Raw genomic sequence first — 26047 nt, 5'->3', positions numbered from 1 at the left:
ACATTGGAAGGAGAGGCCAGTGATACGCACCATGCCAGAGCGCGCGGACTAGACGCCTGCCGAATGCGCGGCAGTCTAACATTGTATGCGGTGGCAGGAGGTGAGACTTTCGTTTGCCATAAAGGCAGCAAGAATCGCTGCACCCTGATGCATCGATAGTACAAGAATCCGTGGCCAAGGGGCCGAACGGTCTGAGCCAGCGGCCGGGGCGCTCGAAATGAACGAGGGCGCGGGGAGCAAGGAGGGAGAATGCGGGCAGACAGCCTGCCCGGGATTTCCGGGCGCACCTGGAAGATCGCTGCCGTCACCGGTGCCGGTGCCTTCATGGCGATGCTCGATGCCACGGTGGCCAATCTCGCCATCGAGGCCATCCGACGTGACTTCGGTGTGTCATTGGCCCTGGTGCAGTGGGTGGCGACGGGCTATTTGGTCGCCCTGGCCGTGTCGCTGCCGGTGGCGGGCTGGCTGGGGCGTCGTCATGGCTACGGCCGGCTGTGGAGTGCCGCCATGGTCTTGTTCGTGTTCGGATCGGTGGGATGCGCCCTGGCACCGGGGCCTTGGAATCTGATCGGCGCTCGCGTGTTGCAAGGACTGGCGGCCGGACTGATGGTGCCGGCCGGGCAGGCGGTCATCGGCTCGATGGCCGATTCACGGCAGTTGGGTCGCCTGATGGGCACGCTCGGGCTGGTCGTCGCCCTGGGACCGGCCGTGGGCCCTGGCCTGGGTGGTCTGCTGCTGGAAATCGCCTCATGGCGCTGGCTGTTCTGGATCAACGTGCCGGTCGGCATCGCCGCACTGCTGATTGCCCGGCCCCTGGTGCCGGGTGGTGATACCGACCCGCATAGCCCCCTCGATGGCCGTGGACTGTTGCTGATCGTGGCGGGACTGCCGGCGTTGCTCTACGGGGCGATGCGATTGGGCGAACGAGATGTGGAAGTGGTGTCGTTATCTTCCGTGACGCTGGGCATCGTCCTGGCGGTGGTCTTCGTATGGCATGCCGGTCGCCAGCGTCATCCGCTGATCGATGTACGTTTGCTGCACGGCAGGCGCTTCGCCGCCGCCACACTGACCGCCGGCCTGGCCGGGGCCAACATGTATGGCGGGCTATTGGTGTTGCCGCTGTATCTGCAGACGGCCGCCCACCAGAGTGCGGCAAGTACCGGTATGCAGTTGTTGGCGATGGGGCTGGGCAGTGCCCTGATGCTGCCGGTGGCCGGCGCGCTCACTGATCGTCTGGATGCCTGCCGTGTTGCCATGGTGGGGGCCGCACTGCTGGCCCTGGCGACCTTGCCATTGGCACTGGGGGTAGCGTTGACCCGGGGGGAGTTGGCCATGTTGCTGGTCGTGCGCGGTGCCGGGCTGGCGCTGGCCCAGATGCCGGCGATGACCGCGGCCTATACGTCGGTGACGCGAGCGCAGATGGGCGACGCCACGACCATCGTCAACGTCGTGCAGCGAACCGGCGGAGCCCTGGGGGCCATCGCGATGGTGGTGTTGCTTGCCCAGGCGGAGCGGGCAGGCGAAAGTGGCCCTGGGAGCGGTGGCCATGGTGAGGCCTTCTTGCTGCTGGTTCTGCTCGCGGTTGCCGCGATCGGTTCAGCGGCGGCGATACGGCCCCGGAGGATGGCGTCCTGAATCGATGACGTCGCGGGCCGAGTGCGACAAGGCACCGCGTCGGGCGCCGACCCTCGCGGCATGAAGTGCGTTATCATGGCACGTTGCTCTGTGCCGATTTCCTGAAGATTGCCCATGCTGCATCGCTTCCAGCATCATCGTTCCCGCCTGTTCGCACGTTTCGCGCTGCTGGCGATGCTGCTGCTGGTCATCGGCCCGTTGATCGGGCAGGTGAGCGCGGCCGGTGTGCATGATCATGCCGGGCACACCACGCATGTCGGACACACCATGGAGACGTCGCCGCACATGGCGATGTCGGCATCGGGCGAGACCGACCATGGCACGCCGCATCATGCGGCGGTGCTTCACTGGCAGGTGCAATGCGGCTACTGCTCGCTCTTCCAGCAGATGCCTGTGCTCATGGCGATGCTGCCGCGCGTCGTGCCGATGGCATCGCATGCCATCACGGCCCCGGTGGTTGCCACGCGTACTGCGCATGGTGGGCCGGCAGTCTTTCCCCAGGCGCTGACCCGGGCTCCTCCCGCTCTGAGCTGATCCATCAAGACCATCGCGCACGCTGCTTCGCTTTCGTTGCACCAATCGACGGGGCGGCCGTTCGTGCGCCGGGCCTGTCGCTGGACAGGCATCGAGATTTTCTGCTTCCGAGGGGCCTGCATGAGCGACAAGAGCAACGATATCTATCGCGCCGTCTGGCGCTGGCATTTCTATGCCGGGCTGATCGCCATTCCTTTTCTGATTTCGCTGGCGGTGACCGGTGGACTCTACCTGTTCAAGGACGAGATCGACCGCTGGCTGTACGCCGACCTGATGCGTGTGGAAGCGCAGGAGGGCGTCATGGTGTCGCCGCAGGCGCAGAGAGAGGCTGCCCTGGCATCGGTCGACGGCGAGGCGTTTCGCTATGTGCCGCCGCCCGCCGCGGAGCTGGCCGGCGAGGTCGACGTGCGTCGTCCGGATGGCACTCGGGTCGCCGTGTTCGTCGACCCCTACAGCGGCGAGGTGACCGGCGACATGCCCTATCAGGGCAGCGTCATGTGGACGATCCGCCAGCTTCACAGCCTCAATTTCTTTGGTGCCAATGCCAGCATGATCATCGAGATCGTCGCCGGTTGGTCGATCCTGCTGGTACTGACCGGTCTCTACCTGTGGTGGCCGAGAAGGCGACGCGGTGGCGTGATGTCGGTACGCGGAAGACCGCGCAAGCGCGTGTTCTGGCGCGACCTGCATGCCGTGACCGGTATCTTCGTCGGTGGCTTCATCCTGTTTCTGGCCGTCACCGGCATGCCCTGGTCGACGGTATGGGGCAGCAAGGTTAACGAACTGGCCAATGGCCACAACTTCGGCTATCCCGACGGCGTGCGCGTCAATGTGCCGATGTCCGAGCAGCGGCTGGCCGCGAACACCAAGACGCCCTGGTCGCTGGAACAGGCGCAACTGCCGACATCGGCCGATTCCGCGTCGCCCTCCATCGGGCTCGACCGGGCCGTGGCCACCTTCGATGACATGGGGCTGGCGCCGGGCTATGCGGTCAGCCTGCCGAGCGGGCCGGAGGGCGTCTACACAGGCTCCATCTACCCGGACGACCTGAGCCGTCAGCGGGTCGTGCATCTCGACCAGTACAGCGGCGAGCCGCTGCTGGACATGCGCTATGCCGATTATGGCCCGCTGGGGCGCGGTCTCGAATGGAGCATCAATGTGCACATGGGGCAGCAATACGGCCTGGCCAATCAACTCATCCTGGCCCTGGCCTGCGCCGGCATCGTGCTGCTGTGCGTGTCCTCGGGTGTGATGTGGTGGAAGCGCCGCCCCGCGGGTCGTCTGGGCGTACCTCCGGCCCCCAGTGACCCGCGTCGTCTGAGGGGCGTGCTGGCGCTGCTCGCCATCGGCGGCGTGATCTTCCCGCTGGTCGGCGCCTCGATGATCGTCATGGCCGTGGTGGACGCCCTGGTCAGGAGGCGGGGGACGAAACAGGCTCTGGCTTGAGTCGATTGTGACTCAAAAGCCGCCGAGAGAGGACATCTCTCCCGGCGGCTTTTTTTATAACATGATGATAAACAAAAATTTCTTATTAATGGCATGAAATGTGCTCAATGATCTCCCGGCATACCTGCGGAGATCATGATGCAACCAACGACAACCGCATCGACGCGGATCAACATTGATGGCGAGCGGCTCTGGCGCTCGTTGATGGACATGGCGGCAATCGGCCCCTCGCCGAATGGAGGGAGCCGTCGCCTTGCTCTTACCGAGGAAGACATCGCCGGTCGGCTTCAGTTTCGGCAGTGGGTCGAGGCCCTGGGCTGTCGCTGTCGTCTCGATGAAGCGGGCAATCTGTTCGTGCGACGCGAGGGCCGTGACACGAGCCTGGCGCCCGTGGCTTTCGGCAGCCATCTGGACACCCAGCCTCTGGGCGGCCGGTTCGACGGTGTGTTGGGCGTCCTGGCCGGGCTGGAGATTCTGCGTAGTCTGCATGAGCGCGACGTTCGGACCCGGCGCCCTCTGGAACTGGTGGTCTGGACCAACGAAGAGGGTAGCCGCTTTGCACCGGCCATGGGGGGCAGCGGAGTCTATGCGGGGCGACTCGAGACGTCCGACTTCTTTCGTGCGGAAGATGCCGATGGCATCCGTCTGGCGGATGCCCTGGAGGCGAGTGCCCAGCGCGGCGATCTGCCCCTCGGCACACCGGTGCTGGATGCCTATTTCGAACTGCATATCGAGCAGGGTCCCGCACTTGAACAGAGCGGTGATCCTCTCGGGGTGGTGACCGGCGTACAGGGCATTCGCTGGTTTGACGTGCGCATCTCGGGGCAGTCGGCGCATGCCGGCCCGACGCCGATGTCGCATCGACGCGACCCGTTGCTGGCTGCCGCCGATGGCCTCGTGGCGATACGCGATGACGTCGAGGCGGACCCGTCCGGGGACGCTCGACTGACGATCGGTGAGCTGAAGGTGACGGAACCTTCCCGCAACGTGATTCCCGCCGAGGTCAACCTGACGATCGACCTGCGTCATGTCGACGACACCCGACTCGATGAGCTGGAGGCCATGCTGTATCGGCGGCTCGATGCAGCGGCCTCGAAGGCCGGTGTATCGGTCGACATCGAGCGGCGTTGGCGGTCCCCGGTGACGCCTTTCGATCCCGACCTGATCGCCTCGCTGGATACCGCTGCCAGGGAGCGTGGCCTGTCGCTTCCTCACATGATGAGCGGGGCGGGGCACGATGCCGTGAACGTCTCCCATGTCGCCCCCACGGTCATGCTGTTCACCCCCTGCCGTGACGGCATCAGTCACAACGAGGCCGAATTCGCCGAACCCGAGCACTGTGCTCTGGGAGCCCAGGTACTGTGCGATGCGATCCTGGCCCGGGCGAACCGTGCTTGAACCGGAATAGACTCACAATGAATCGAAACCAACTCGGGAGGCGATGAGCATGTCCTTGCCAGATGAGATCCGCACCTTCATTCGCGCGCATCGCGACGATTACACACGCCTGCTCCAGGACTGGGTGCGCGATGCCACGCTATCCGGCCAGGAAGCGGCACATCAGGCCAAGATACGCGACCTCTACCAGTCGCTGGGCCTCGATACGGACTACTGGGAAGTGGATATTGCCGCATTGCGCGACAACCCGCTGTTCAACAGCCATCGTCAAGACTTCACGGGCAGTCCCAATGTGGTGGGTACCTGGAAGGGCAGCGGGGGCGGTCGCTCGCTGATTCTCAATGGGCACGTGGATGTCGTGCCGGAGGGCGATCATGCCCAGTGGGAGCAGCCTCCCTATTCGGGCGAAATCCTCGACGGTTGCCTTTACGGGCGCGGCGTGACCGACATGAAGGGAGGCAATATGGCTTCCTTCATCGCCGTGTCCACGCTCAAGTCGTTGGGCGTGAAGCTCAAGGGTGACGTCATTCTGCAGAGCGTGATCGAAGAGGAAGCAGGGGGCGCCGGCACCCTGGCCGCGCTGGAGCGCGGTTATCGTGCCGATGCGGCACTGATCCCCGAGCCCAGCGAGCAGATGATCTTCCCCCGCCAGCAGGGCTCCCGCTGGTTTCGGCTCAGGGTCGTCGGCATCAAGGCGCATGGCGGGACACGCTATGAGGGGGTCAGCGCCCTGGAGAAAGCGATGTCGGTACTCGAGGCACTGCAGGAACTCGAGAAGCGGCGCAACGATGAGCTGGAGGATCCGCTCTACGATGGCGTGCCGATTCCGTTGCCGATCAACGTCGGGCGCATCGCAGGGGGGGACTGGCCTTCCAGCGTGCCCGACGAGATCACCCTGGAGGGGCGGGTCGGTGTCGGCCCCGGCGAGACCGTGGCCGACGCCCAGCGTGATGTCGAATCGGCCCTTGCCGCCCTGGCGGAGCGAGACTCCTGGTTTGGCGAGCATCCGGTGGACATCGAGTGGTTCGGCGCTTGCTGGCAGCCAGGAGGCATCGCGACGGACGATCCGTTGCTGGACATGCTGTCCACCGCCTATCGCGAGGTCCATGGCGAGTCACCACGCATTCAGGCGTCGCCCTGGGGCACCGACGGCGGGCTGATGACGCAGTACGGCATACCTGCCCTGGTGTTCGGCCCCGGCATCACCCGGCTGGCACATTTTCCCAATGAGCATATCCGGCTGGACGATGTCTTCGATGTCGCCGAGATCATTGCCCTGGCCGTGCTGCGCTGGTGCGGGCACGACGAATGACTCGAGGCATGCCCTGACAACAAGACACCCATGAAGACAAACGACAAAAAGGTGAAAGCGTGAATTTCAATCCTCATCTGCTGCTGCTGTTCGGCAACGCCTTTCTGACCACCGTTCTGTCGGTCGCCATCGTGGCCTGGATCCTGGTCCGCGAATATCGGCCGACGATCAAGCGGTTGACCCGGGAAAACGAGTCATCACGGGAATCGGAGCAGCCCGCTCAGGGTGCCGATGCCTTGCCGCATCGCGAATGACCAATACTTCCAACAATCAGGATACATCGCTATGACACTGTGGATCTTTGGCCTGGTGCTGACCGCTTACGTGGTAGTGGCGGCATCCCTGGCGCGTTTCATCAAGAACAAGGACGACTTCTACGTCATGGGCCAGCAAGGCTCGACCCTGTTGATCGTCGGCACTCTGGCGGCCACTTTCCTGAGTGCCGTGACACTGATGGGCATTGCCGGTATCTCCTACAGCGAAGGGCCACTGGTGATCGGAGCTCTGGGATCGTTCGGCGCCTGGGTGGGCACCTTGATCGCTGTGGTATTCATCGGCCGCAAGCTGAAGGCCATGGGTTGCCGCACGATGATGGATTTCTTCGACAATCGTTTCGACAACAAGTGGGTCAGCGTGGTCGCCCTGATCCTGATGGTCATCGGCCTGCTCGGGTACGGCATCATCCAGCTGATCGGTGCCGGCCTGGTGCTGGCCGAGATCATCGATATTCCCTTTCCGGTGATCATCGTCGCCTTCACCCTGGCACTGCTGGTGTTCTGCAGCCTCTCGGGAATGTATGGCGTCGTCTACACCGACACCATGATGTTCTTCACCATGCTGGCGATCGCCTTTGTGATCGCTCCCATGCTGATCGACGATGCCGGTTTCGAGGCCATGCGCGGTCTGAGCGAGAAGCTGCCGGGTTTCTGGACGCTGGGCGGAGCAAATGACCGCCCGTTGGGATGGTCGATCTCCCAGTTCCTGGTGTGGATCCTGTTCTTCGCCTGTACGCCGGCGCTGGTGTCCCGCGTGTTTCCTGCCAAGAATGATTTCGTGATTCTCAAGGTCGCGGTCATCGGCGTCTTCTTCGCGCCGGCCATGCAGTTGCTGGTGTTCCTGGCGGCAGGGGCCATGCAGGTGCTGGAGCCCGGGATCGAGCCGGCCGATCGAGCGATGGTGGTCGGTTTCATGGAGCATACCAACCCCGCTCTGGCAGGCGTCGGTCTGGCAGGGCTGATGGCGTCCATCATGTCGACGGCATCGACGCTGTTCGTGCTGACCGGCTTCGCCCTGGCTCGGGATCTGTACGAGAAGCTGTTCGACCGCCAGGTCAGCGAGCGTCGCGGCGTCATGCTGGGACGGATCTCCCAGGCGCTGGTGGCGATCATCGTATGCGTGGTGGCCATCTCGCGTCCGGCGGGCATCTACTGGATCTCCATCTATGCCGGGGCGATCTTCGCCGTTGCCTGGCTGCCGACCATCGTGGCGGCCTTGCAATGGCGTCGCATGAGCGCTCGGGCGGCTCTGGCCTGCATGCTGGTCGGGTCGATCAGTTTCATTGTCATCGGCGAACTGCAGCGCCATGACTGGATCACCCTGCCTGCCCACATCGACAACCTGATGATCGCCATCGTGCTCGGGACTCTGGCTCTGGTCGTCGTTGGCCTGACGTGCAGCCCTTCCGAACACGAAGTGGCCAGCTTCGAGGCGCTGCGGGCCCAGCGTCTTTCCGATTCCACCATGCGTGACTTCCTGGCCCGCGAAGGCGGCGCTCGTCAGTTGGTGCGCGAGTATCGGCGGGTATGGGGCATCATGCTGTTGTTCGTGCTGATTGCCCTGGCGTTGTGGGGGTATCTGTTCGTCAAGCTGGGCCTCTGAGGGTTCTGGACAGGGTGCGAGGGGCAACGGAAGATGGGCGCCATGCCCATCTTCCGACCCGGAATGCGCCGATGCCCGCCGAGCGATTTCCCATGCAGGACCAGTTACTGTCGATTCTCAATGCCCTGGAGGACGGGATCTTCATCACCGACCTCATGGGCCGACCGCTTTGGGTGAACCGGGCCAGCCTCGACCAGCTGGCTTGCAGCGAGACACACCTTTTTGCGAGCGATGTTTATCGCCTGGAAGAAGAGGGGATCTTCTCGCCTTCGGTCACCCGCTTCGTCATCGACGAGCGTCGCCCGGTGAGTGTCGTGCACCGATATCGGGGCAAGGATTATCTGGTCAATGGCCGGCTGTTCTCGCTCTATGGCGGGGAACCGGATGCCGTGCTCGTACAGACTCGCAACCTCGGTGAGGATGTGCTGGCCACGCGAGCGCCGAACGAAACTCAGGCGTTGCTGGATTATGCTCTGCGTCAACTCAGGAAGGTTCGTCAGGAGCAGGTGCGTCCCCTCGACAAGGATGCGCGTCTCAGCAGGAGCCCTGTCTATCGGCGCTGCCTCGATCTGATCGAGCGAGCTGCTGCTGCCGATACCACGGTATTGCTGACCGGCGAGACCGGGGTGGGCAAGAGCTGGCTGGTGAGTCGCCTGCATCAGCTGAGTGCTCGGCACGACAAGCCGTTGATCCATGTCAATTGCGCGGCCATTCCCGAGGCGTTGCTCGAGGCCGAGCTCTTCGGACACGTCAAGGGAGCCTTTACCGGCGCGAGTCGCGAGGGACGGGAGGGCTATGTGGCGCTGGCCGAGGGTGGCACCCTGTTTCTCGATGAGATCGGTGACCTGCCTGCCACTCTGCAGCCCAAGCTGCTGCAGTTGCTGCAGGAACGTGTCTACCATCCCCTGGGCGGTAAACCGACCCATGCCGATGTGCGCATCGTGGCCGCTACCAATGCCGATCTGGCCGGGAAAGTTCGGGAGGGCAGCTTCCGCTCCGACCTCTACTATCGCCTCAACATCATCCCCGTCCGAGTGCCGCCCCTGCGCGAACGACGCGAGGATATCCTGGCGTTGGCGCGCTATCTCCTGATGCGTGTCGGGGAGCGTCTGCAGCGACCGATGCAACTGGATCGCAGTGCCCTGCGTGCCTTGCTGAAATATTCCTGGCCGGGCAACGTGCGCGAGTTGGAGAACCTGCTCGAGCGCATGACGGTGGTGTGCGATGCGACCACGATTACCGCCGACGACCTGGAGCTCGAGGTATCTCACGAGCAGGCTTCGCCATTCCCGGTAGAAGAGGGACTGCAAGATGGCGAGACCCTGCCCGAACGCATGACCGAGCTGGAGCGCCGACTCGTCATCGAAACGCTGGAGCGGGAGGGAAGCACGCGTCGCACCGCCCGAGCGCTGGGCGTTTCCCAGTCGTGGTTGATGCGGCGCATCAAGCGCTATGGGATAGCGCGTTAGCTGCCTGGCGAGAACGCCTCTGGCTGGCTTCCCGACGTGGCGGTCGGGTGAACAGTGGAGTGTTGATGGCGCCCTCACCGCTCACGGGGTGAAGGCGCCGTCGGGCGGGTCAGGGTTGGGGGCCGAGGGCTTCGGCCGGTGTGTGCTGTGTCACGGGGCTCACGGAGAGACTCACGCCCACGAACACCAGGGCATTGACCACCAGGCCGCAGAAGCCGGCATGCCAGTCGAAGGGAGTGCTGCCGCTGAACTGGAAGTACAGGGTCAGAACGGCGCCGATGGCCAGGCCGGCGAAGGCGCCGATGCGCGAAGCGCGCCGCCAGAACAGTGCGCCGAGCAGCATCGGCAAGAGTTGCACCACGATGCCATAGGCGCCGAGCAGCAGGGCGACCAGGGAGCCGGGATTGACCAGGGCCAACAGGTAGGCGGCAAGCGAGACTACCACCACGCCATAACGGGTCAGCCGGAGTGCCTTGCCATCGTCCATGCCGCGCAGCGATGGCAAGTGCTGGCCAACGTCGCGGATCAGGATGGTGGCCGAGGTGTGGGCCAGGTTGGCCGCCGTGGACATTGCTGCTGCCAGGGCACCGGACAAGGCCAGGCCGATCAGCCATGCCGGGAAGTCGGCCATTTCCACCACCAGTGTCAGCAGAACCTGGTCGGGTGAGTCGAGGGGGCGATCCTTGAGCAGCACGACGCCAGCGAAGCCGATGATCAACAGCGGGATCAGCAGGTAGCTGTAAAGCGGGTAAAGCACGAAGACCCGCTTGAGGGTCCGCTCGCTGCGGGCGCTGTAGAACTTCATGAAGATGTGCGGCCACATCACGCAGCCCAGGGCGCTGACCAGGATGGCCGTGGAGAAGGCGCCCCATCCCATGCCGCTGGCCCCCGGCATGGTCAGGTATTCCGGTGCCTCACGCTGGATCTCCCGGAACATTTCGCCAACCCCGCCGAAGAACTGGTCGGCAGTGGCGAGCCCGAGGAACCAGGCGACGACGACCATCATCACGCCCTGCAGCAGGTTGGTCCAGCCGATGCCCTGCAGGCCGCTGGCGTAGACGTAGGCCGCGACCACGCCGCAGGCCAGCAGGCTGCCGAGCCAGAAGGGAATGGTTCCCGAGGTGGCGGCCTCGAACAGCATGCCGGCGCCGGCGATCTGGATGGTCAGGTACGGGATCATCGCCAGAACGCTGACGATGCCGATGAACAGTCCCAGCAGGTTGCCGCGGGTCGGGTAGCAGGCCGTGAGGAATTCGGCCTGGGTGAGAAAACCGTGCCGACGTCCCAGTCGCGAGATGTAGGGGGCGATCAGCCACCAGACAATCACCGCCAGGGCCAGGTAGGCGATGATGTAGAGCGCCGGGGCCCCCTTGCTGTAGGCCCAGCCGGGCGCGCCGAGAAAGGCGAAGGCGGAGAAGATCTCGGCCCCGAGGATGAAGAACAGCACCAGCAGGCCTATATGACGCCCCCCGGCGACATAGCCCTCCAGCGACGAGCCTTGGCCGCGTCGGGCGCGCAGGCCGACGGCCAGCACGACCAGCAGGTAGCCCAGCGTGATGCCGGTGATCAGCAGTGAGTCAGTCATCATCGGCCTCCTCCATCGATTCGCGGCGGTAGGCGATCACCAGGCCGACGAACAGGGCGAAGACCCAGGCGACATACCAGAAAATGAAGAAGGGCAGGCCCATCACCAGGGGTTCGATGCGATTGGCCAACAGGGCGCCAGGCCAGACCAGGGCCAGGGCGCAGATCGCGAAGTAGATGAGCATCCCGACGGAGGGAAGCTTGGGTGGGGCGTTCATGGCATACCTCTTTTGTTGTTGGGGAATGGGCGTTGCCGGTGGTCCGTCTCAGAAGGTCATGAAGCGGACGCCGGTGTGGTTTCCAGTGCCCGGAGGCCGAGCGCCAGCAGGAGCCGACAGCCGGTGGGGATGACGGCGTCGTTGAAGTCGAAGCGAGCGTTGTGCAGCGGCGGGGTTCCCTCGTCCTCGGCAGTGCCGAGGAAGCAATAGGCTCCCGGGCATTGTTCGAGCATGAAGGAGAAATCCTCGCCACCGAGGCTCGGTGGTACGTTGCGCACCAGGGCCGCTTCGCCGAGCGTCTCGACGACCGTGGTCTCGACATGGCGGGTCGGCGCTTCGGCATTGACCGTGGCCGGGAAGATGCGCTGGTAGGCCAGCTCGATCTCGCCGCCATGGGTCGTGGCAATGCCATCGCAGACGCGACGCACGGCCTGCTCCATGCGGTCTCGGCTTTCGGCGTCGAGGGTGCGTGCCGTGCCGCTGATCCGGACCTCGTCGGGAATGATCGCAAAGCCGTCGAGATCGCCGCCCTGCAAGCCGCACAGGCTCAGGGCCGCGGGGGAGAGCGGGTCGATGTCCCGCGAGACGATGCTATGCAGGGCCTGGATCAGGGCTCCGGCCATACGTACCGGATCCGTCGACAGATGCGGGTTGACCCCGCCGTGGCCGCCCTTGCCGCGCACGGTGATGTCCAGCCGGTCGGTCGCCGCCATGATCGGGCCCGGGCGCACCGCGACCTGTCCGGCGGGCATTGCCGGCCAGTTGTGCAGAGCGTAGATTTCGTCCATGGGGAAGCGGGTGAAGAGCCCGTCCTCGACCATCGCGCGCCCGCCACCCAATCCTTCCTCGGCGGGCTGGAATACCAGGTAGAGAGTCCCGGCGAAGTCGCGGTGTGCGGCGAGATAGCGGGCCACGCCGAGCAGCATGGTGGTATGTCCGTCGTGGCCGCAGGCATGCATGCGGCCCGGTGCCTGAGAGGCATGAGCGTGATCGCTCAACTCCTGGATCGGCAGAGCGTCCATGTCGGCGCGCAGGCCGATGCGGCGGCCGTTGTCGGCGTTCTGGCCGTGTACGGTGGCCACGATGCCGGTCTGGCCGATGCCCGTCTCGAAGGGCAGTTCCAGACGTTCGAGTTCAGCGGCGATGCGCCGGGCCGTGGCATGTTCCTGGAAGCCGAGTTCCGGATGGCGATGCAGGTCATGGCGCAGGCTCGTCAGCTCGGCATGGATCCTGTCGAAGAAGCGTGGGTCGATATGATGTGTCATGGCGGCCTGGATGGTTGTGAAGGACAGGTTTCATCTTGGTCCCGTGTTTCACATAGAGAAAATAGTATTTTTTTGCCCTTTCCATACTATTATTGGATGAAATGTCGGCGCTCCAGGGGATGTATGGATTTCAAGCAGTTGAAGTATTTCCTGACAGTGGTGGAAGAGGGAGCGATCTCGTCGGCGGCTCGTCGGATTCCCCTGGCCCAACCGGCCCTGAGCCGACAGTTGCAGCTGCTGGAGGAAGATGTGGGTGCGCCACTGCTGAGTCGCTCTCGGCACGGCGTCCGCCTGACCGCTGCCGGCGAGGCCTTCTCGCGGGATACCCGACGCCTGCTCGCCGACTTCGAGCAGGCCAAGCAGAATGCCCGCCGCATCGCCGACGGTCACCTGGGCCGGTTACGCTTGGGGGTGACGGTCATGCACCTCTGGGTCCCGCAGATCACGCGCCTGCTCAATCGGTTCCGTGAGCGCTATCCCGGCGTCACGCTGCAGGTGGTGTCACTGCTCTCCGGCCCCCAGGTCGAGGCCCTGCGTCAGGGGCAGCTTGATGCGGGAATGCTGTACTTCCCTCCCGAGGAGGACGACAGCCTCTGTCACCACTGCCTGTACGAAGATCACCTGGTGCTGGTCACCAGCGCCTCATCGCCCCTCGCCCGACATCCGCCGCGCCGGCTCGCTGAGCTGAACGGCGAGGACTTCATCTGGTTCGACCGCAGCGCCACGCCGACGTACCACGACAAGCTGATCCATGCGTTCCAGCGGGTCGGCTTCACGCCCAACGTGGTACAGGAGGGCGCCGACAATGCCACGATGCTGTGCCTGGTAGCCGCCGGCATGGGCTGCAGCATCCTGCCCGCCATGACCATGGCAGGATCTCCCGAAGGCGTCGTGAGTCATCGCATCGAGGATCTGGACATGGTGTTGCCGCTGATGCTGGTGTGGCGGCGTGACGCCGGGCTACCCGCGGTACGACGCCTGATCGAGATCGCCGAGTCCAATACCCTGGGGCCGGAGTGATCGGCGAGCACAGATGAGATCTTGGTCGGTGAGACGACATGTCCTCTTGGCTGGCAGAGGACGTTGGCCAGCGCTACCTGCGCCGGCCGCCTCCTTTCAGGTCGTCAGGAACTTCGAGCGTGTCGGTCCGAGCAGGCAGATGGCTGTGCCTATGATCGTCAGTGCCAACAGGGCAACGAGGGTCGCGCTGTGCGAGAACAGGGTGGAGGCCGTTGCCGACCATGTCGCTACGCCCAGGTTCATGGCGCTGGCGCCGAGCGCCATCAAGGTGCCACGCCGGGCATCGGAGAGGCTCGCCAGGTGGGCCTGCAGCGCTGGTGCACCGATGCCACCCAGTAGAGCCCACAGGCCGAGCATGATACAGGCCGCTACCATGCTGAGCGGGATGGCGAATAGGGCCATGATGGCCGCCAGCACGCCAATCAGGCACAGGCGCATCACGCGTCGGCCACTGCCGAATTGTGTCATGAGGCGAGGCATGATCAGGTTGCCGGCGAGGGTGACCAGGCCGAAGCCCGCATAGATGAGGCCGAGAGATTCGGTGTCCGGCTGATGAAGATCGCGGAGTCGCTCGCCGACCAGAACGTAGATGCCGACGGCACCTCCCAGGCCGAGTCCCATGCTCAGGATGGCGCTCGGTGCCCCGGGTGGCCAGACCCCCTCTCCTGCTTCTGGATGTCCTGTGGCAGCGGGCGTGCTTTGGCCAAGTCGAAGGGTGCCAGCCAGGGGCAGCAGGGCGAGGGTCCCCAGTGTAGCGAAGGCTGCCTGCCAGCCGAATGCCTCGGTCACCCAGGCACCGAACGCCGGACTGGCAATGATGCCCAGGGTCAATCCGGCCTGTACGGCGGCGATGTCCCGGTCGGCACGTTTGTCACCGCCATCGGCAGCCAGCGAGAAGGCGACGGGCAGCATGCCTGCCGCGCCGGCGCCGGTCACGATACGAGAGGCCAGGGCCAGCGAATAGGTCGGTGCCAGCGCCGTGGCGAGCGAACCCAGGGCAAAGACGAGCGATGCCGGCAGCAGTACGGCGCGTCTGCCATGGCGGTCTGACAGGGCACCGAAGAAGGGGGCCAGCAGCGCCAGGGGCACTGCATAGGCGCCGACGAATAGTGAAATGCGTTCCGGGGCGACACCAAGGTCCGCACCGATCGGTGTCAGGATGGGGCCCAGCAGGAACTCGTCACTGCCGACCAGAAAGGCGATCAGAAACAGAAGGATCGTTTGCGCTCTCATGTCCGGGAGACTCCGTTTCGGGGTGTGGCGAAAGGGAGTCACGGAAGTGCTCGATGCGCGCCAGGGTGGAGGCGCGGCGTTGTTGCAGCTCCTCCAGCAGACGATCGATCTGTTCCAGCTTATGGGTGAGATCGGCCAGACCCGCCTCGCAGGGACCCGCCCCTTCGTCGCTGAGGCAGGGGGCCATGGCCTGTATCTCCCGGGTGGAGAACCCCGTGGCGATCAGGTCACGAATGCGGCCGGCCCGACGCAGGTCCGACGGTGAGAAGCGGCGATAGCCGTTGGCGTCGCGGTCGATTTCCAGAAGCCCCGCCTTCTCGTAATGACGAAGGCGGCGGGCGCTGATGCCCAGACGTTCGGCGGCTTCATGGGTCTGCATGGATGACTCCCTCCTTTACCCGGACAAGGCTGACGCATTGACACTAGTGTCAGGGTCAAGGGGAGGAGTAGCAGAGCATGCCGAGGCATGCCAGGGGGTCATCCGCCCCGGGGGGCGAGCAGGATGATGCCGGCGCCGGCCAGGCAGATGGTGGCGCCGATCAGGTCCCAGCGGTCGGGGAGGCGTTGCTCGACGAGCCATAGCCAGCCCAGCGAGGCGACGATGTAGACGCCGCCGTAGGCCGCGTAGGCCCGACCGGCGTAGTCGGCGGAACTCAGGCTGAGCAGCCAGGCGAACAGCAGCAGGCTGGCCACGCCGGGCAGCAGCCAGAGAATGGACTTGTCGAGTCGCCACCAGGCCCAGACGCTGAAGCAGCCAGCGATCTCGGCCAGGGCGGCGGCGAGGTAGAGGGCCAGGGTGGTCATGGTCGCTCATTGCCTCTCGGCGTGCCCCGGCCACGGGCCGGGGGCGTGCGTTCCATTGCCTGCATATCGCGCTTACGCGGCCAGGCGCTGCGCCACGGCGTCGAGGAAGCCCTGCATGTCGACCACGGTTTCCTTGTCCGGCTCGGTGGTCTTGCCCTTGAGGTCGCCGGTGACGATGCCGTCGCCGATGGTGTCGATCAGCGCGGCCTTGAGGCGGGTGGCGTAGTCGCCGAGTTCGGCGTTGTTCTCGCGTTCCGCCAGGGTCTCCAGGGCGTTGCCCACGGCATAGATCAGTGCGGAGGAGTTGAAGTGGGCCTCCTTGCCGTCGCTCTCGAGGTACTTGAGATAGAGATCGTGGGCGGTTCCGTGGGGCGCCTCGAACAGCATGGTGCCGTTCTTGCTCTCGATGATGGAGCTGGCGGTGGCCAGGCTGCCGCCGAGCGCGGCGGAGATGTCGGAGAAGATGTCGCCGTCCAGGTTCTGCGCCGGGTAGAGGGCGTTCCTGGGCGGATCGGTGATCATCTTGATCAGCTGGCGGGAGGGCCGCATGATCATGAACGAGGGCGGCGGAGTGTCGGCCTTGGCGAGTTCACGACGCGCCTCGGTGATGACGTCGCTGAACACCTCGTCGTAATCCATGTATTCGCGCTTGAGGCCGAAGTAGACCTCCTTGTCCTTGCGCGAGGCATCGCGGAATACCTGCAGGACCCAATCCTTGATGGCGGCGCGGTCGTTGGACATCAGCAGGATGGGGTCGCCCTTCTTCACGTGGCGGGCGTGCTTTTCCTCGCCGTCGACGACCACCTTGAGGATGCCATCCTCTTCGGCCGGGGCGTTGTAGCTGCCGTACTGGTCGCCGCCGCCGGCGCTCATGCGCGAGATCGAGACCTGCGCCTTGCGGTCGGGGATGCCATGGCGCTTGAGCTGCTCCACCAGCTTGTAGAGCTTGCGACCGGAAGTGTTGTCCGGCACGCCCCAGAGAGCCCGCTCCGGTGGATTGGAGACGATGCGTGCCGCCTGGGCGTCGATCAGCTCGTAATGGTACTCGAGCCCCAGCTCCTCGGCCTTGGCCTGGTAATCGGCACGGAAGATGTCCTCGATGGCGGCGCGCATCACGCCGTCATAGCCGGCGATCACCGTGTCCTTCAGTCCCAGGTAGATGTCGCGTTTTTCGTCGATGGCGCGCTGGAAGAAGCGGTGCGCCCAGGCCTTGACGTCCTCGAGATCATTGGTGGCGAGTAGCCAGGGATCGCCCTTGTGGACCTCGCGGCGGTGCAGCTCCACCGGGTCGCCGCTTTCGCCCACGAACAGCAGCTTGACCATGCCGGTGGCGTCGGCCAGGGCATTGTGGCTGTCCTTGATGCCGCCGTCATCCATGGTGTCGACTTCGATGTCGCGGCCGATCCAGTCGGGACGCTCGACCCGGAGGTTGCGAAACTCGATGTCCTCGCGGGTGATGTTGCCGCCGATACCCTTGCGAATGGCGCCGTTGGGCGACTTGGTGGCCAGCGGATGGAGGCTGGCACGGTCCAGTTCCGGACGCTCGGCCAGCAGCGCATCGAGCTGTTCGCGGTTGACCGTCATGCCGGCGTTCTTGACGCCCACACCATGGCGATTGAGGGCCTCGATGGCATCGATCACCGCCTGGCCGTTGGTGGCGAGGCGGTTTTCCGCGGTCAGGTCGATTTCGACAAGATCGATGTCCAGCGGAGCGGTCACGAAGGTCTCGAGGATGCGTTCGAAGGCCACCTGGGCCATCTCGTCGCCATGCAGGATGACAAGCGGGGAGGCCACGTTGATCTTTCTGCTCATTGCGCGTCTCGTATTGCGATGGGTTGGCGTTTTGCGTCAGCCGGTCGTCGCGAGAGTTGTCACGATTCACCGGCGACGCACCGTCATCATGGACGGGCCTGGCCTGGGCGGGTGACGCCAAGTGCGGTATGGGCGTCGAGGGCCCGCGAGCAAAGCACGCGTCGCTTCATTCACGGGCCATTATACTATCCATGGCCTTCGGGGTCGTCGGCCCAACGCTCATCGGGGTGCACTTCATTGGCCGGCAGGACGGGATCGTAGCCTTCGGCACGCAACGCTTCGATGACATCCCGGGTATGCTCGCGGCCGAGGGTCTCGAGGGTGGCCTCGACCTCGGTGGCGCGCAGCGACAGGTCGGTGAAGGTGCGCTGGTGGGCGATGGTGATGACGTTGGCCCGCTGTTCGGCGAGCAGGTTGGTGAGCTCGGACAGGGCGCCGGGCACGTCGGAGATGCCGACCCGCACCCGCACGATGCGCCCGGAGCGCACCAGGCCGCGCTGGATCACCGACGACAGGGCCAGCATGTCGATGTTGCCGCCGCACAGCACCAGCCCCACCTTGCGGCCACGATAGCGTTCCGGCTCGGTGAGCAGGGCGGCGAGGCCGGCGGCGCCAGCGCCCTCGGCAACGGTTTTCTCGATTTCCAGCAGCATCAGGATGGCGCGCTCGATTTCCGGCTCGTCCACCAGGGTGATGTCGCTGACCAGCTCGCGCACCAGTTCCCGGGTCAGCTCGCCCGGCTGCTTGACGGCGATGCCCTCGGCCAGGGTGGCCAGGCCGCAATGGACCGGCTCGCCGGCCAGGGCCTGCTTCATGGCGGGAAAGCGCTGGGTCTGCACGCCCACGATCTCGATGTCGGGACGCAGCGCCTTGGCGGCCACGGCATTGCCGCTGATCAGGCCACCACCACCGATCGGGATCACCAGGCTCTCCAGGTCGGGTATTTCCTCGAGCATCTCCAGGGCGATGGTGCCCTGGCCGGCGATGATGTGCTCGTCGTCGTAGGGATGTACGAAGACCAGGTCGCGCTGCTCGGCCAGGCGCTGGGCATAGGCGCCGGCCTCGTCGACGCCGTTGCCTTCCAGGTGCACCTCGGCACCGAAGTTGCGGGTGTTGCGAACCTTGAGATTGGGCGTGTGGCGCGGCATGACGATGGTGGCGTGGATGCCCAGGCGCGCGGCGTGATAGGCCACGGCCTGGGCATGGTTGCCCGCCGACATCGCAATGACGCCCCGGCGACGCTCGTCTTCGGAGAGCTGCAGGAGGCGGTTCAGGGCGCCGCGTTCCTTGAAGGCGGCGGTGAACTGGTGATTCTCGAACTTGATGTAGAGCTCGCAGCCGGTCAGCTTCGAGAGCGTGGCCGAGTGCAGGCAGGGCGTGCGTACGAGATGGTCTCGGGTGCGCTCGGCAGCGCGTTGTACGTCATCCAGATTGACGGTCATGCGGGGAGTTCTCCAGAAAGTCGGTCATGGCGTCAGGGTGTCATCGGACATCGTCTCGGCGGCCTCGCCGTCGAGGTGGCGGACATACCGGGCCAGCTCGGCGACATGCGCATCTTCCACCTCGAGTGCGCGCAGGGCCTCGTCCAGGTTCAGCAGATAATCGCGATTGGGGCCGCTGGGCCCATGCGACTCGGCGATCTGCCGGGCGATCGATTCCAGCGGCGCATCGCCGAGGAAGGCGGCGTTGTCCTCGGTGGCGACATAGACCAGCCCCTGGTCGGTGTCGCCGTCGGCGAAGTGCAGGGTGACGACCTCGCGCAGGTAGCCATTCTTCTCGCGCACATCGAGCGGACCCAGGGTGTCCGGCGTGATGCGGTAGGCCATGCCATGGCAGATGGCCTCGGGGGCGGGCAGCAGGGTCGCGACCCGACCCGGTGCCGCCGGGGTGCCGCGATGATCGTGGGAGCCCTGCCAGAAGCGTCGCGTCCAGCCGTGAATATAGGCCGGGCGGCGTTCCAGATAATCGAAACCGGCCTTCCAGATCAGCGAGCCGTAGCCGAACAGCCAGATGGATTCGTGACCATCGAATTGGGTCATGCGTCGATTCTGTTGAGTGGTGTCGAGAACCATGTCGAGTATCGTGTCGATGACGAGAGTGGCGCGCCTGACTTGTCGGGCGCAGTGCATTCCATCATGCGATGTTCATGAGCCCTTGTCGAAAGGGAAGTGATGCGTATTCAATGTGGGCCTTTGTTGTATACAAAATTGGCGCGGTTAGAATGAAGGAAGGTCGGTGAGGGCGCCGACCATGACACGATAATCATGACAATGAGGAGCGATTATGAGCTTTCAGGTTTATTTGTCCGGCGAGATTCACACCGACTGGCGCGACGAGATTCGTCGCGGTGTCGAGGCGGCTGGCCTGGATGTGGTGCTGACCTCGCCGGTGACCGATCATGACGCCAGCGATGCAGCCGGCGACCATCTCGGTGAAGAGCGCGAAGGCTTCTGGCGCGATCACCGCTCATCCAAGGTCAACGCCATTCGTACCCGCACGCTGATTGCTGCCAGCGACCTGGTGGTGGTGCGCTTCGGTGACAAGTACAAGCAGTGGAACGCCGCCTTCGACGCCGGTTACTGCGCGGCTTTGGGCAAGCCCTATGTGACGCTGCACAGCGAGGAGATCGTCCACCCGCTCAAGGAGGTCGACGCCGAGGCCATGGCCTGGGCCCGTACGACCGATCAGGTGGTGAAGATCCTCGAGCACGTGCTGCGCGAGTCCTGAGCGGTCGTCATCGGGGCCGGCGCTAGGCGTCGCCCCGGGGCGGCGGAAAGACCACGTCGAAGCCCCGGGCATCGAGTTCACGGATGTCCTCGGGGCGGCCCTGTTCGTCCAGCACGACCAGGCCGATGCCGGCGCCGTTCCACAGCCGTTCGCCGGCCTTGGCGCGATCCGGGTCGCGCGGGCGAATGCGCATGGGGCGCCGCTTGGTGAACCAGTTGAGCGGCGAACGCGGAGCGTAGAGCCAGCGATTGGCCCGGTCGAAGGCATCCAGCAGGGTGTCGGGGAAGGCGTTCTTCACGCCGCTGGAGGTGATCTGCCAGATTCGCGAGCCATGCCGCCGATGGCGGATCTGGATATCGTAGGCGAAGGAATAGTGCACATCGCCGGAGAGCACCACGTAGTGGCCGGGCGTGCGCGAGTGGCGGAAGATGTTGAGCATCACGCTGGCCGCGCCGCGATGGGCCATCCAGTTTTCGGCGTCCACCAGCAATGGCTTGCCGGCCAGGGTGAAGAGTTTCTGCACCACCTCGATGAGCTTGACGCCGAACATCGGTGTCGGCGAGACGATCACCACCGAAGGAGCGTCGAGGATCTGCTGCTGCAGTTCGGAGAGCGCTTCCCAGTCCATGAGCCCGGAAGGGCGCCCGAGCTGGCGCTCGCTGCGCCAGCGGCGCGTGCGGGTATCCAGTACCACGAGCTTGGGAGTGCCGGGCACCTGGTATTCCCAGCCCTCGAAACGCTGCAGGTAGCGCAGGAAAGCATCGTGCGGCTCGGCGGGCAGCCAGCCGTCTTCGCGCGCGGCAGTTTCTAGCAGTGTCGTGACTTCCTGCATGGGGCCGGCCAGACGGTCCGGGTCGTTGCCCCAGCCCTGGCAGAGCAGATAGCCCATCAGGGCGTTGCCGATGATGCGCCGCGAGAAAGGGTGGCCGTAGGCGGTTTCTTCCCAGGCGGCGGTCAGGTTCCAGTCGTCGGTGACGTCGTGGTCATCGAAGATCATCAGAGTCGGCAGGTGAGCCATCAGGCGTGCCGCGGCGGGCAGCTCGTCGACGAAACGTTCGATGATGCCGAGTTCGTTGTCGAAGATCTCGCTGTTGGCTTCGTCGAGGGCGGGCCGTGTCATCTCCACCAGGCGCCATGGGGTGGGCGACCAGACGAGCAGATACATGGCGATGATCTCGCCGAAGCTGATCAGGTGGTTGTAGGCGTTGGCCGAGGTGAAGATCGGTTTCTTCGCTCCGCCGAAGAAGCGCTTGCGCAACTCGCCGCTCTCGGTGACATCCGGCAGCAGGGAGTCGCGACGGTAGTAGGCGGTGTCGGTGGTATAAAGGGCGCGGCTATCGGTGACGGTGGCGCCGTCCAGAGGTTCGTCGAACAGCCCCAGGCGCTGGATCAACTGGTGGATCGCTACCAGCATGGGACCGGCCACATCATCGGCGTAGACCTGATCGCCGGTCATCAACAGCCAGGCGGGCCATTGCTGGGTGTCGTCGCGCCGCTCGGCGAGCCAGGCGTCGGCGCGTGCCAGGCCGTCCGGCCCGTCATGGTGCGGGCGTCGACAGGAGCCATGGAGCAGCCGGCGCTGGGTGGAGGCGAGAACGAAGCCGGGGCGCCGGGCGCCTTCATGGAGCAGGTGGGGCGCCCAGTCGGCGATGCCGCCTTCGTCGGGCAGGCGCAGGTCGTAATCGATGCGCACGTCCTGGGGCAGGGGCGTGCCCAGCGAGACGTCGATCAGGTGCAGATAGGCATGACGCCCCAGAGGCAGGCAGTGCACCCGCTTGTCGTTGAGCGCCAGGCGACGCGGAGGCTGGCCATCGGGCTGCAGGACAAGCTGCATGTCGAGGGGGCGGCTGCCCACCAGCCAGAACAGTAGCCGCTCGCTCGACAGGCGCCTCAGCAGGGGGCCTGCCAGTACGGAAGGTAGGGGCCGGGATGCGTCTTCCGCTGTCGTCATGTCGTGAATCCCTTCTCGTCGCAGTCATCGGGCGACCCTTGAAGGCACCCGCGAGTCAAAGGATATCACGATGGGGCGTCGTGGAATTCACGATCACCCGCGCTACCAATAATGGGGATAGCGCCGGTGGCGAGCGAGGTTGTTGACCAGCATGGCGACAATGAGCATGACACTGCAGCCGAGCGCGATCGGAATGATCGGGAACCACCAGCCCAGGGCATGCACGTCTGCGCCGCCGATGACGGCGATCAAGGCGGCAGCGGCGCCGGGAGGATGCACGCTGTGGGTGAGCTGCATCACCAGGACCGATAGCGAGACGGCCAGTGCCACGGCCAGGGCCGTGGCGCCGAACCACTCGAAGCAGGCGACGCCGACCAGTGCCGAGAGAAGACTGCCGAGCAACACGTTGCGGGGCTGGGCGAAGGGACTCTCCGGCGCGGCATACAGAAGCACGGAGGTTGCGCCGAACGAGCCGACGACGAGTAGCTGGTCGGTGAGCCAGCGTTCGCCGAGCATGGTCACGGCTCCCATGCCGACGAAGGCGCCAAGCCAGGACCAGGCGGCATCGTGCCAGTCGATATCACGTCGGGACGCGCGGGATCCACGCATCTTGGCAAGATACGATTTCATTTGCAGAAATGATTTTCACGAGAGAGGGCGGCAGATTCTGCCAGCGGCGATACCGCATGGCAAAGCACTATTCGTCATGTGCTTATGCTGCGGCCCTCGACCCTTCACCAGGGATGAGCGGGCAGCCACACCCTGGCTGCCAGACCGCCCCAGGCGGCGCGCTCCAGAGTCAGGGTGCCATCGTATAGGGTGACCAGGTCGTTGACGATGGCCAGCCCGAGCCCGCTGCCGGAGCGCTGTTCGTCGAGTTTCGCGCCTCGCGCCAGGGCGGCCTGGCAGTCGGCCTCGCTCATGCCGGGGCCATCATCCTCGACCAGCAGCCAGGCGCCACTGGCATCGGCGTCGCCGCTCAAGCGCACACGCTGTTCGGCCCAGCGCAGGGCATTGTCCAGCAGGTTGCCGACCACTTCCTGCAGGTCCTGCGGGTCCAGGCGCACGCTCAGCGACTCGGGAAGGTCGTGTTCCAGGTGCAGGCCGCGCCGCTCGGCCAGACGTGTCAGGCCCTCCAGCACCGGCTGGAGAGTATCGCGGCAGCGAATCGGTCGGTTCAGGGGGCCGTCGCCGGCGGCCGAGGCGCGGGCGAGATGGTGGCGTACCGCGTCGTCGATACGGGTCAACTCGCCCTTGAGCCGACGCCGCGAGTCCTCGGGAAAGCCATCGGCCAGGGTGGTCAGCACGCTGACCGGGGTCTTCAGCGCATGGGCGAGGTTGCCGGCGGCGTGGCGGGCGCGTTCGAGACGGCGCCGGTCACGCTCGAGGACGGCGTTCATGGCGCCGGCCAGCCGGCCCAGTTCGGCGGGCAGCCGGGTACCGAGCCGCTCGGCGTCACCGTTCTCCACGGCACCGAGATCGTCGCGCAGACGACGCAGGGGCGCCAGGCCCCAGCGGATCTGCACCGCCAGGCCGAGCAGTATCAGCAGGCCGAGCCCGGCCAGCGAGAAGCCCAGCAGTCGATTGAAGCGTGACGCTTCGAGGTCGATGGTGTTGCGAGGGGCGGCCACGCTGACCCGCAACGGGGTATTCAGCGACGCCAGCCGGATCTCTCGCGAAACCACGCGCAGCGGCTTGTTTCGGGGGCCGACGATATCGCGGGGCGCGGTGGCGTCATCGAGCGTCAGGCGCTGGTCCCACAGCGAGCGCGAGGTCAGTACCCGGGCGTCACCGTCACTGACCTGCCAGTACCAGCCCGAGAAGACCTGACGGAAGCGCGGGTCGTCCAGGGTGCGTTCATGGATCAGCCGCTGCTCGACCTCATCAAAGCGGACGCCGGCGATTACCACATTGAGCAGGGACTCGAGGCGCTCGTCGAAGACGGTGGTGACCGAGTCGCGAAAGTGATGGGCCAGACCCAGGCCGGCGAGCGGCAACAACAGGCCGATGAGCAGCAGTGCGCCCAGCAGCAGGCGAGTGGCGACCGAGGCCCGGGCCAGGCTATCGCGCCAGCGCCGGCTCATGAAGCCTCGTCGAGGTCGATCAGCCGGTATCCCTGGCCACGCAACGTCTCGATGCGTTGGCTACCGAGCTTGCGGCGCAGTCGGCTGATCTGCACGTCGATGACGTTGGAATCCGGTTCGTGGTCGCGATCGTAGACGTGCTCGGCGAGTTCGGCGCGGCTGACCACCCGAGGAGCGGTGTGCACCAGGTAAGCCAGCAGCCGGGATTCCTGGGACGTCAGGCTGATCGGACGGCCGGCGAGCGTCACGCTGCCGGTGTGGGTGTCCAGGGCCAGGTCGCCGACGCGCAGTATCGGATGGGCGTGGCCGTGGCTGCGGCGCACCAGGGCTCGCAGTCGAAACAGCACCTCGGCTGTCTCGAAGGGCTTGGTGACATAATCGTCGGCGCCGGCGGAGAAACCGGCGGCCTTGTCCGCCCAGCGTTCGCGCGCGGTGAGCACCAGCACGGGCAGATCGATGCCTGCTTCCCGCCACTGGGCCAGCCAGCGGGTACCGTCGCCGTCGGGCAGCCCCAGGTCGAGGATGACGGCGTCGTAGCGTTCGGTCTGTACCAGGAAGTCGGCCTCGGTGCCGCTGGCGGTTGCCTCGATCAGTACCCCGGCTTCGGCCAGTGCTGCGCTCAGCGCCTCGGCGAGCGGCTCATCGTCCTCTACCAGCAAGACCTTCATTGCGCCTTCCTCATGGCATTGATGTTCACGCCTTCCATGCCGACCAATTCTCCATTACCGGCATCGAACTCGAATTCTACCACCTGGCCCTGGGGGCCCAGCATCTCGATCTCGTAGGTCGGCGAGCCGTCGTCGCGCTCGAGCTCGACTTCCAGTATCTCGCCGGCGTAATGCGCCTGTAGCCAGTCGAGGATCACCGGCAGTTCGACCAGTTCTCCACGGCGCACATCGTCGTGCAGACTCTGCCAGTGCTCGTCGCCGAGGGCGGGTGTCGAGAATGCGATGCACAGCAGAGCACCGCACGACGTGCGGTACAAGCGGCGAAGCGCTCGGTTTTGGTGAACAATGGAAAACGCGCGCGTGATCATCATGGCCCAGAGGTTGCCAGTCATGACATGAATGCAGCATGAACGGTGCTGTCAGCTCTCGGCAAGGTAGGCGCTGATATAAAGTCCCTGTCGTCACGATGATTGAACCAACAGAGAGGACGTTGCCATGACATTCAAGACCCTGATGATCGCATCCGCCACCGCCCTGACCCTGGTCGCCGGAAGTGCCCAGGCCGATGGTAGCCTCGGCCTGGATCGCGTAGACGCGATACTCGAGCGGGCCCAGGCCTTCGGTTTCACCCACATCGAGGAGATCGAGGCCAAGGGTCGCGATGCCATCGAGGTTGAAGGCTGGCTGGACGACGAGTGGTATGCCGACGCCTGGCTTGCCCTGAACAGTGACGAGGTTCTGCGCGAAGAGCGCAAGCGTCTGGTCACCAGTGCCTGGGGCATGACTGCCGACGATGTGCGTCAGGCCCTCGCGGCCGCAAGCGCCGAGGGTATGACGGAGTTCGAGACCCTGCAGATCAATGAAGCGGGCTACATCGAGATCGAAGGGCGCGGTCAGAACGGTCGTGAGCTCGAGATCACCACGCGTCAGGGCCAGGACGGCGTGCTTGGCGTGGAGCGCGACTGAGTCGTTGCTTGACGCTCTTTATTGCAGCACGCCACAGAAAAAC

Annotated in this window: 25 protein-coding genes; 11 read left to right on the top strand and 14 right to left on the bottom strand. The window is 65.1% G+C overall.

What is annotated here, in order from left to right:
• Window positions 1-249 precede the first annotated feature (249 nt).
• From HELO_RS12450 to HELO_RS12415, 8 genes are all read left to right on the top strand, one after another.
• A complete protein-coding gene (locus HELO_RS12450) occupies window positions 250-1635 on the top strand; it encodes a DHA2 family efflux MFS transporter permease subunit (RefSeq protein ID WP_013333023.1) in 1386 nt (461 codons plus the stop codon).
• A gap of 114 nt (window positions 1636-1749) precedes the next feature.
• A complete protein-coding gene (locus tag HELO_RS12445; protein ID WP_013333022.1) occupies window positions 1750-2169 on the top strand; it encodes a DUF2946 domain-containing protein in 420 nt (139 codons plus the stop codon).
• 120 nt (window positions 2170-2289) lie between these two features.
• The gene (locus HELO_RS12440) at window positions 2290-3615 is read left to right on the top strand and encodes a PepSY-associated TM helix domain-containing protein (protein WP_013333021.1); all 1326 of its coding nucleotides are present in this window, start codon (window positions 2290-2292) and stop codon (window positions 3613-3615) included.
• A gap of 138 nt (window positions 3616-3753) precedes the next feature.
• On the top strand, window positions 3754-5013 hold the full coding sequence (locus HELO_RS12435) for a M20 family metallo-hydrolase (protein ID WP_013333020.1): 1260 nt from the start codon (window positions 3754-3756) through the stop codon (window positions 5011-5013).
• A gap of 49 nt (window positions 5014-5062) precedes the next feature.
• Entirely contained in the window at window positions 5063-6325 is a 1263-nt protein-coding gene (locus HELO_RS12430; RefSeq protein WP_013333019.1) for a peptidase, read from the top strand.
• A gap of 59 nt (window positions 6326-6384) precedes the next feature.
• A complete protein-coding gene (locus HELO_RS12425; protein WP_013333018.1) occupies window positions 6385-6579 on the top strand; it encodes a hypothetical protein in 195 nt (64 codons plus the stop codon).
• A gap of 31 nt (window positions 6580-6610) precedes the next feature.
• Window positions 6611-8203, top strand: a complete 1593-nt coding sequence (locus tag HELO_RS12420; protein WP_041602120.1) for a sodium:solute symporter family protein — start codon at window positions 6611-6613, stop codon at window positions 8201-8203.
• Window positions 8204-8274: 71 nt separating this feature from the next.
• Complete coding sequence (locus HELO_RS12415; protein ID WP_041602119.1) at window positions 8275-9672, top strand: sigma-54 interaction domain-containing protein; 1398 nt, start codon at window positions 8275-8277, stop codon at window positions 9670-9672.
• Between the two features lie 109 nt (window positions 9673-9781).
• Here the strand turns inward: HELO_RS12415 and HELO_RS12410 are convergent, their stop codons facing one another.
• Genes HELO_RS12410 through HELO_RS12400 form a run of 3 tightly spaced genes read right to left on the bottom strand, consistent with a single transcriptional unit; the run spans window position 9782 to window position 12739 of the window.
• Window positions 9782-11257: a sodium:solute symporter family protein gene (locus HELO_RS12410; RefSeq protein ID WP_109637682.1), complete on the bottom strand. Its 1476-nt coding sequence runs from the start codon at window positions 11255-11257 to the stop codon at window positions 9782-9784.
• On the bottom strand, window positions 11250-11474 hold the full coding sequence (locus HELO_RS12405; protein WP_013333014.1) for a DUF3311 domain-containing protein: 225 nt from the start codon (window positions 11472-11474) through the stop codon (window positions 11250-11252). Before HELO_RS12405 ends, HELO_RS12410 begins: the two co-directional genes overlap by 8 nt.
• A gap of 56 nt (window positions 11475-11530) precedes the next feature.
• Window positions 11531-12739 carry a M20 aminoacylase family protein gene (locus HELO_RS12400; RefSeq protein ID WP_013333013.1) on the bottom strand — a complete coding sequence of 403 codons (1209 nt, stop codon included), beginning with the start codon at window positions 12737-12739 and terminating at the stop codon, window positions 11531-11533.
• A 123-nt stretch (window positions 12740-12862) separates the two neighbouring features.
• Between HELO_RS12400 and HELO_RS19185 the strand changes: the two genes are divergently transcribed.
• The gene (locus HELO_RS19185) at window positions 12863-13759 is read left to right on the top strand and encodes a LysR family transcriptional regulator (protein ID WP_041602118.1); all 897 of its coding nucleotides are present in this window, start codon (window positions 12863-12865) and stop codon (window positions 13757-13759) included.
• Between the two features lie 96 nt (window positions 13760-13855).
• On the opposite strand, the gene HELO_RS12385 is transcribed toward HELO_RS19185, so the two are convergent.
• From HELO_RS12385 to HELO_RS12360, 6 genes are all read right to left on the bottom strand, one after another.
• Window positions 13856-14992, bottom strand: a complete 1137-nt coding sequence (locus HELO_RS12385) for an MFS transporter (RefSeq protein WP_013333011.1) — start codon at window positions 14990-14992, stop codon at window positions 13856-13858.
• Window positions 14940-15371: a MerR family transcriptional regulator gene (locus tag HELO_RS12380; RefSeq protein ID WP_013333010.1), complete on the bottom strand. Its 432-nt coding sequence runs from the start codon at window positions 15369-15371 to the stop codon at window positions 14940-14942. The genes HELO_RS12385 and HELO_RS12380 overlap by 53 nt, the downstream gene beginning before the upstream one ends.
• Before the next feature lie 98 nt (window positions 15372-15469).
• Complete coding sequence (locus tag HELO_RS12375) at window positions 15470-15796, bottom strand: YnfA family protein (RefSeq protein ID WP_013333009.1); 327 nt, start codon at window positions 15794-15796, stop codon at window positions 15470-15472.
• A 72-nt stretch (window positions 15797-15868) separates the two neighbouring features.
• Window positions 15869-17608 carry an NADP-dependent isocitrate dehydrogenase gene (locus tag HELO_RS12370; RefSeq protein WP_013333008.1) on the bottom strand — a complete coding sequence of 580 codons (1740 nt, stop codon included), beginning with the start codon at window positions 17606-17608 and terminating at the stop codon, window positions 15869-15871.
• Window positions 17609-17793: 185 nt separating this feature from the next.
• Window positions 17794-19050, bottom strand: coding sequence for a threonine ammonia-lyase (locus tag HELO_RS12365; RefSeq protein ID WP_013333007.1), 1257 nt, complete (start codon window positions 19048-19050; stop codon window positions 17794-17796).
• A gap of 24 nt (window positions 19051-19074) precedes the next feature.
• Window positions 19075-19680, bottom strand: coding sequence for a gamma-glutamylcyclotransferase (locus HELO_RS12360; protein WP_049786234.1), 606 nt, complete (start codon window positions 19678-19680; stop codon window positions 19075-19077).
• Between the two features lie 211 nt (window positions 19681-19891).
• Between HELO_RS12360 and HELO_RS12355 the strand changes: the two genes are divergently transcribed.
• A complete protein-coding gene (locus HELO_RS12355) occupies window positions 19892-20335 on the top strand; it encodes a YtoQ family protein (protein ID WP_013333005.1) in 444 nt (147 codons plus the stop codon).
• A 22-nt stretch (window positions 20336-20357) separates the two neighbouring features.
• Here HELO_RS12355 and HELO_RS12350 read toward each other — a convergent pair whose 3' ends face one another.
• From HELO_RS12350 to HELO_RS12330, 5 genes are all read right to left on the bottom strand, one after another.
• Window positions 20358-22286 carry a metallophosphoesterase family protein gene (locus HELO_RS12350; RefSeq protein WP_013333004.1) on the bottom strand — a complete coding sequence of 643 codons (1929 nt, stop codon included), beginning with the start codon at window positions 22284-22286 and terminating at the stop codon, window positions 20358-20360.
• A gap of 102 nt (window positions 22287-22388) precedes the next feature.
• On the bottom strand, window positions 22389-22916 hold the full coding sequence (locus tag HELO_RS12345) for an HPP family protein (protein ID WP_013333003.1): 528 nt from the start codon (window positions 22914-22916) through the stop codon (window positions 22389-22391).
• 104 nt (window positions 22917-23020) lie between these two features.
• Window positions 23021-24370, bottom strand: coding sequence for a sensor histidine kinase (locus tag HELO_RS12340; protein WP_013333002.1), 1350 nt, complete (start codon window positions 24368-24370; stop codon window positions 23021-23023).
• A complete protein-coding gene (locus HELO_RS12335) occupies window positions 24367-25038 on the bottom strand; it encodes a winged helix-turn-helix domain-containing protein (protein WP_013333001.1) in 672 nt (223 codons plus the stop codon). Before HELO_RS12335 ends, HELO_RS12340 begins: the two co-directional genes overlap by 4 nt.
• On the bottom strand, window positions 25035-25430 hold the full coding sequence (locus HELO_RS12330; RefSeq protein WP_013333000.1) for a PepSY domain-containing protein: 396 nt from the start codon (window positions 25428-25430) through the stop codon (window positions 25035-25037). The genes HELO_RS12335 and HELO_RS12330 overlap by 4 nt, the downstream gene beginning before the upstream one ends.
• Before the next feature lie 103 nt (window positions 25431-25533).
• Between HELO_RS12330 and HELO_RS12325 the strand changes: the two genes are divergently transcribed.
• Entirely contained in the window at window positions 25534-26004 is a 471-nt protein-coding gene (locus HELO_RS12325) for a hypothetical protein (protein WP_013332999.1), read from the top strand.
• Window positions 26005-26047 lie beyond the last annotated feature (43 nt).

The sequence above is a fragment of the Halomonas elongata DSM 2581 genome, assembly GCF_000196875.2.
Taxonomy (GTDB): Bacteria; Pseudomonadota; Gammaproteobacteria; order Pseudomonadales; family Halomonadaceae; genus Halomonas; species Halomonas elongata.
This window is presented reverse-complemented; position numbering and strand designations above follow the sequence as displayed.

Bases quoted from the DNA above. Each gene is read 5' to 3' on its own strand.
- HELO_RS12330 (WP_013333000.1), bottom strand. From the start codon at position 25,430: ATGACTGGCAACCTCTGGGCCATGATGATCACGCGCGCGTTTTCCATT.
- HELO_RS12335 (WP_013333001.1), bottom strand. From the start codon at position 25,038: ATGAAGGTCTTGCTGGTAGAGGACGATGAGCCGCTCGCCGAGGCGCTG.
- HELO_RS19185 (WP_041602118.1), top strand. From the start codon at position 12,863: ATGGATTTCAAGCAGTTGAAGTATTTCCTGACAGTGGTGGAAGAGGGA.
- HELO_RS12360 (WP_049786234.1), bottom strand. From the start codon at position 19,680: ATGGTTCTCGACACCACTCAACAGAATCGACGCATGACCCAATTCGAT.
- HELO_RS12345 (WP_013333003.1), bottom strand. From the start codon at position 22,916: ATGAAATCGTATCTTGCCAAGATGCGTGGATCCCGCGCGTCCCGACGT.
- HELO_RS12420 (WP_041602120.1), top strand. From the start codon at position 6,611: ATGACACTGTGGATCTTTGGCCTGGTGCTGACCGCTTACGTGGTAGTG.
- HELO_RS12435 (WP_013333020.1), top strand. From the start codon at position 3,754: ATGCAACCAACGACAACCGCATCGACGCGGATCAACATTGATGGCGAG.
- HELO_RS12370 (WP_013333008.1), bottom strand. From the start codon at position 17,608: ATGAGCAGAAAGATCAACGTGGCCTCCCCGCTTGTCATCCTGCATGGC.
- HELO_RS12385 (WP_013333011.1), bottom strand. From the start codon at position 14,992: ATGAGAGCGCAAACGATCCTTCTGTTTCTGATCGCCTTTCTGGTCGGC.
- HELO_RS12440 (WP_013333021.1), top strand. From the start codon at position 2,290: ATGAGCGACAAGAGCAACGATATCTATCGCGCCGTCTGGCGCTGGCAT.
- HELO_RS12355 (WP_013333005.1), top strand. From the start codon at position 19,892: ATGAGCTTTCAGGTTTATTTGTCCGGCGAGATTCACACCGACTGGCGC.
- HELO_RS12410 (WP_109637682.1), bottom strand. From the start codon at position 11,257: ATGACTGACTCACTGCTGATCACCGGCATCACGCTGGGCTACCTGCTG.
- HELO_RS12450 (WP_013333023.1), top strand. From the start codon at position 250: ATGCGGGCAGACAGCCTGCCCGGGATTTCCGGGCGCACCTGGAAGATC.
- HELO_RS12375 (WP_013333009.1), bottom strand. From the start codon at position 15,796: ATGACCACCCTGGCCCTCTACCTCGCCGCCGCCCTGGCCGAGATCGCT.
- HELO_RS12400 (WP_013333013.1), bottom strand. From the start codon at position 12,739: ATGACACATCATATCGACCCACGCTTCTTCGACAGGATCCATGCCGAG.
- HELO_RS12405 (WP_013333014.1), bottom strand. From the start codon at position 11,474: ATGAACGCCCCACCCAAGCTTCCCTCCGTCGGGATGCTCATCTACTTC.
- HELO_RS12325 (WP_013332999.1), top strand. From the start codon at position 25,534: ATGACATTCAAGACCCTGATGATCGCATCCGCCACCGCCCTGACCCTG.
- HELO_RS12445 (WP_013333022.1), top strand. From the start codon at position 1,750: ATGCTGCATCGCTTCCAGCATCATCGTTCCCGCCTGTTCGCACGTTTC.
- HELO_RS12415 (WP_041602119.1), top strand. From the start codon at position 8,275: ATGCCCGCCGAGCGATTTCCCATGCAGGACCAGTTACTGTCGATTCTC.
- HELO_RS12350 (WP_013333004.1), bottom strand. From the start codon at position 22,286: ATGACGACAGCGGAAGACGCATCCCGGCCCCTACCTTCCGTACTGGCA.
- HELO_RS12380 (WP_013333010.1), bottom strand. From the start codon at position 15,371: ATGCAGACCCATGAAGCCGCCGAACGTCTGGGCATCAGCGCCCGCCGC.
- HELO_RS12365 (WP_013333007.1), bottom strand. From the start codon at position 19,050: ATGACCGTCAATCTGGATGACGTACAACGCGCTGCCGAGCGCACCCGA.
- HELO_RS12430 (WP_013333019.1), top strand. From the start codon at position 5,063: ATGTCCTTGCCAGATGAGATCCGCACCTTCATTCGCGCGCATCGCGAC.
- HELO_RS12340 (WP_013333002.1), bottom strand. From the start codon at position 24,370: ATGAGCCGGCGCTGGCGCGATAGCCTGGCCCGGGCCTCGGTCGCCACT.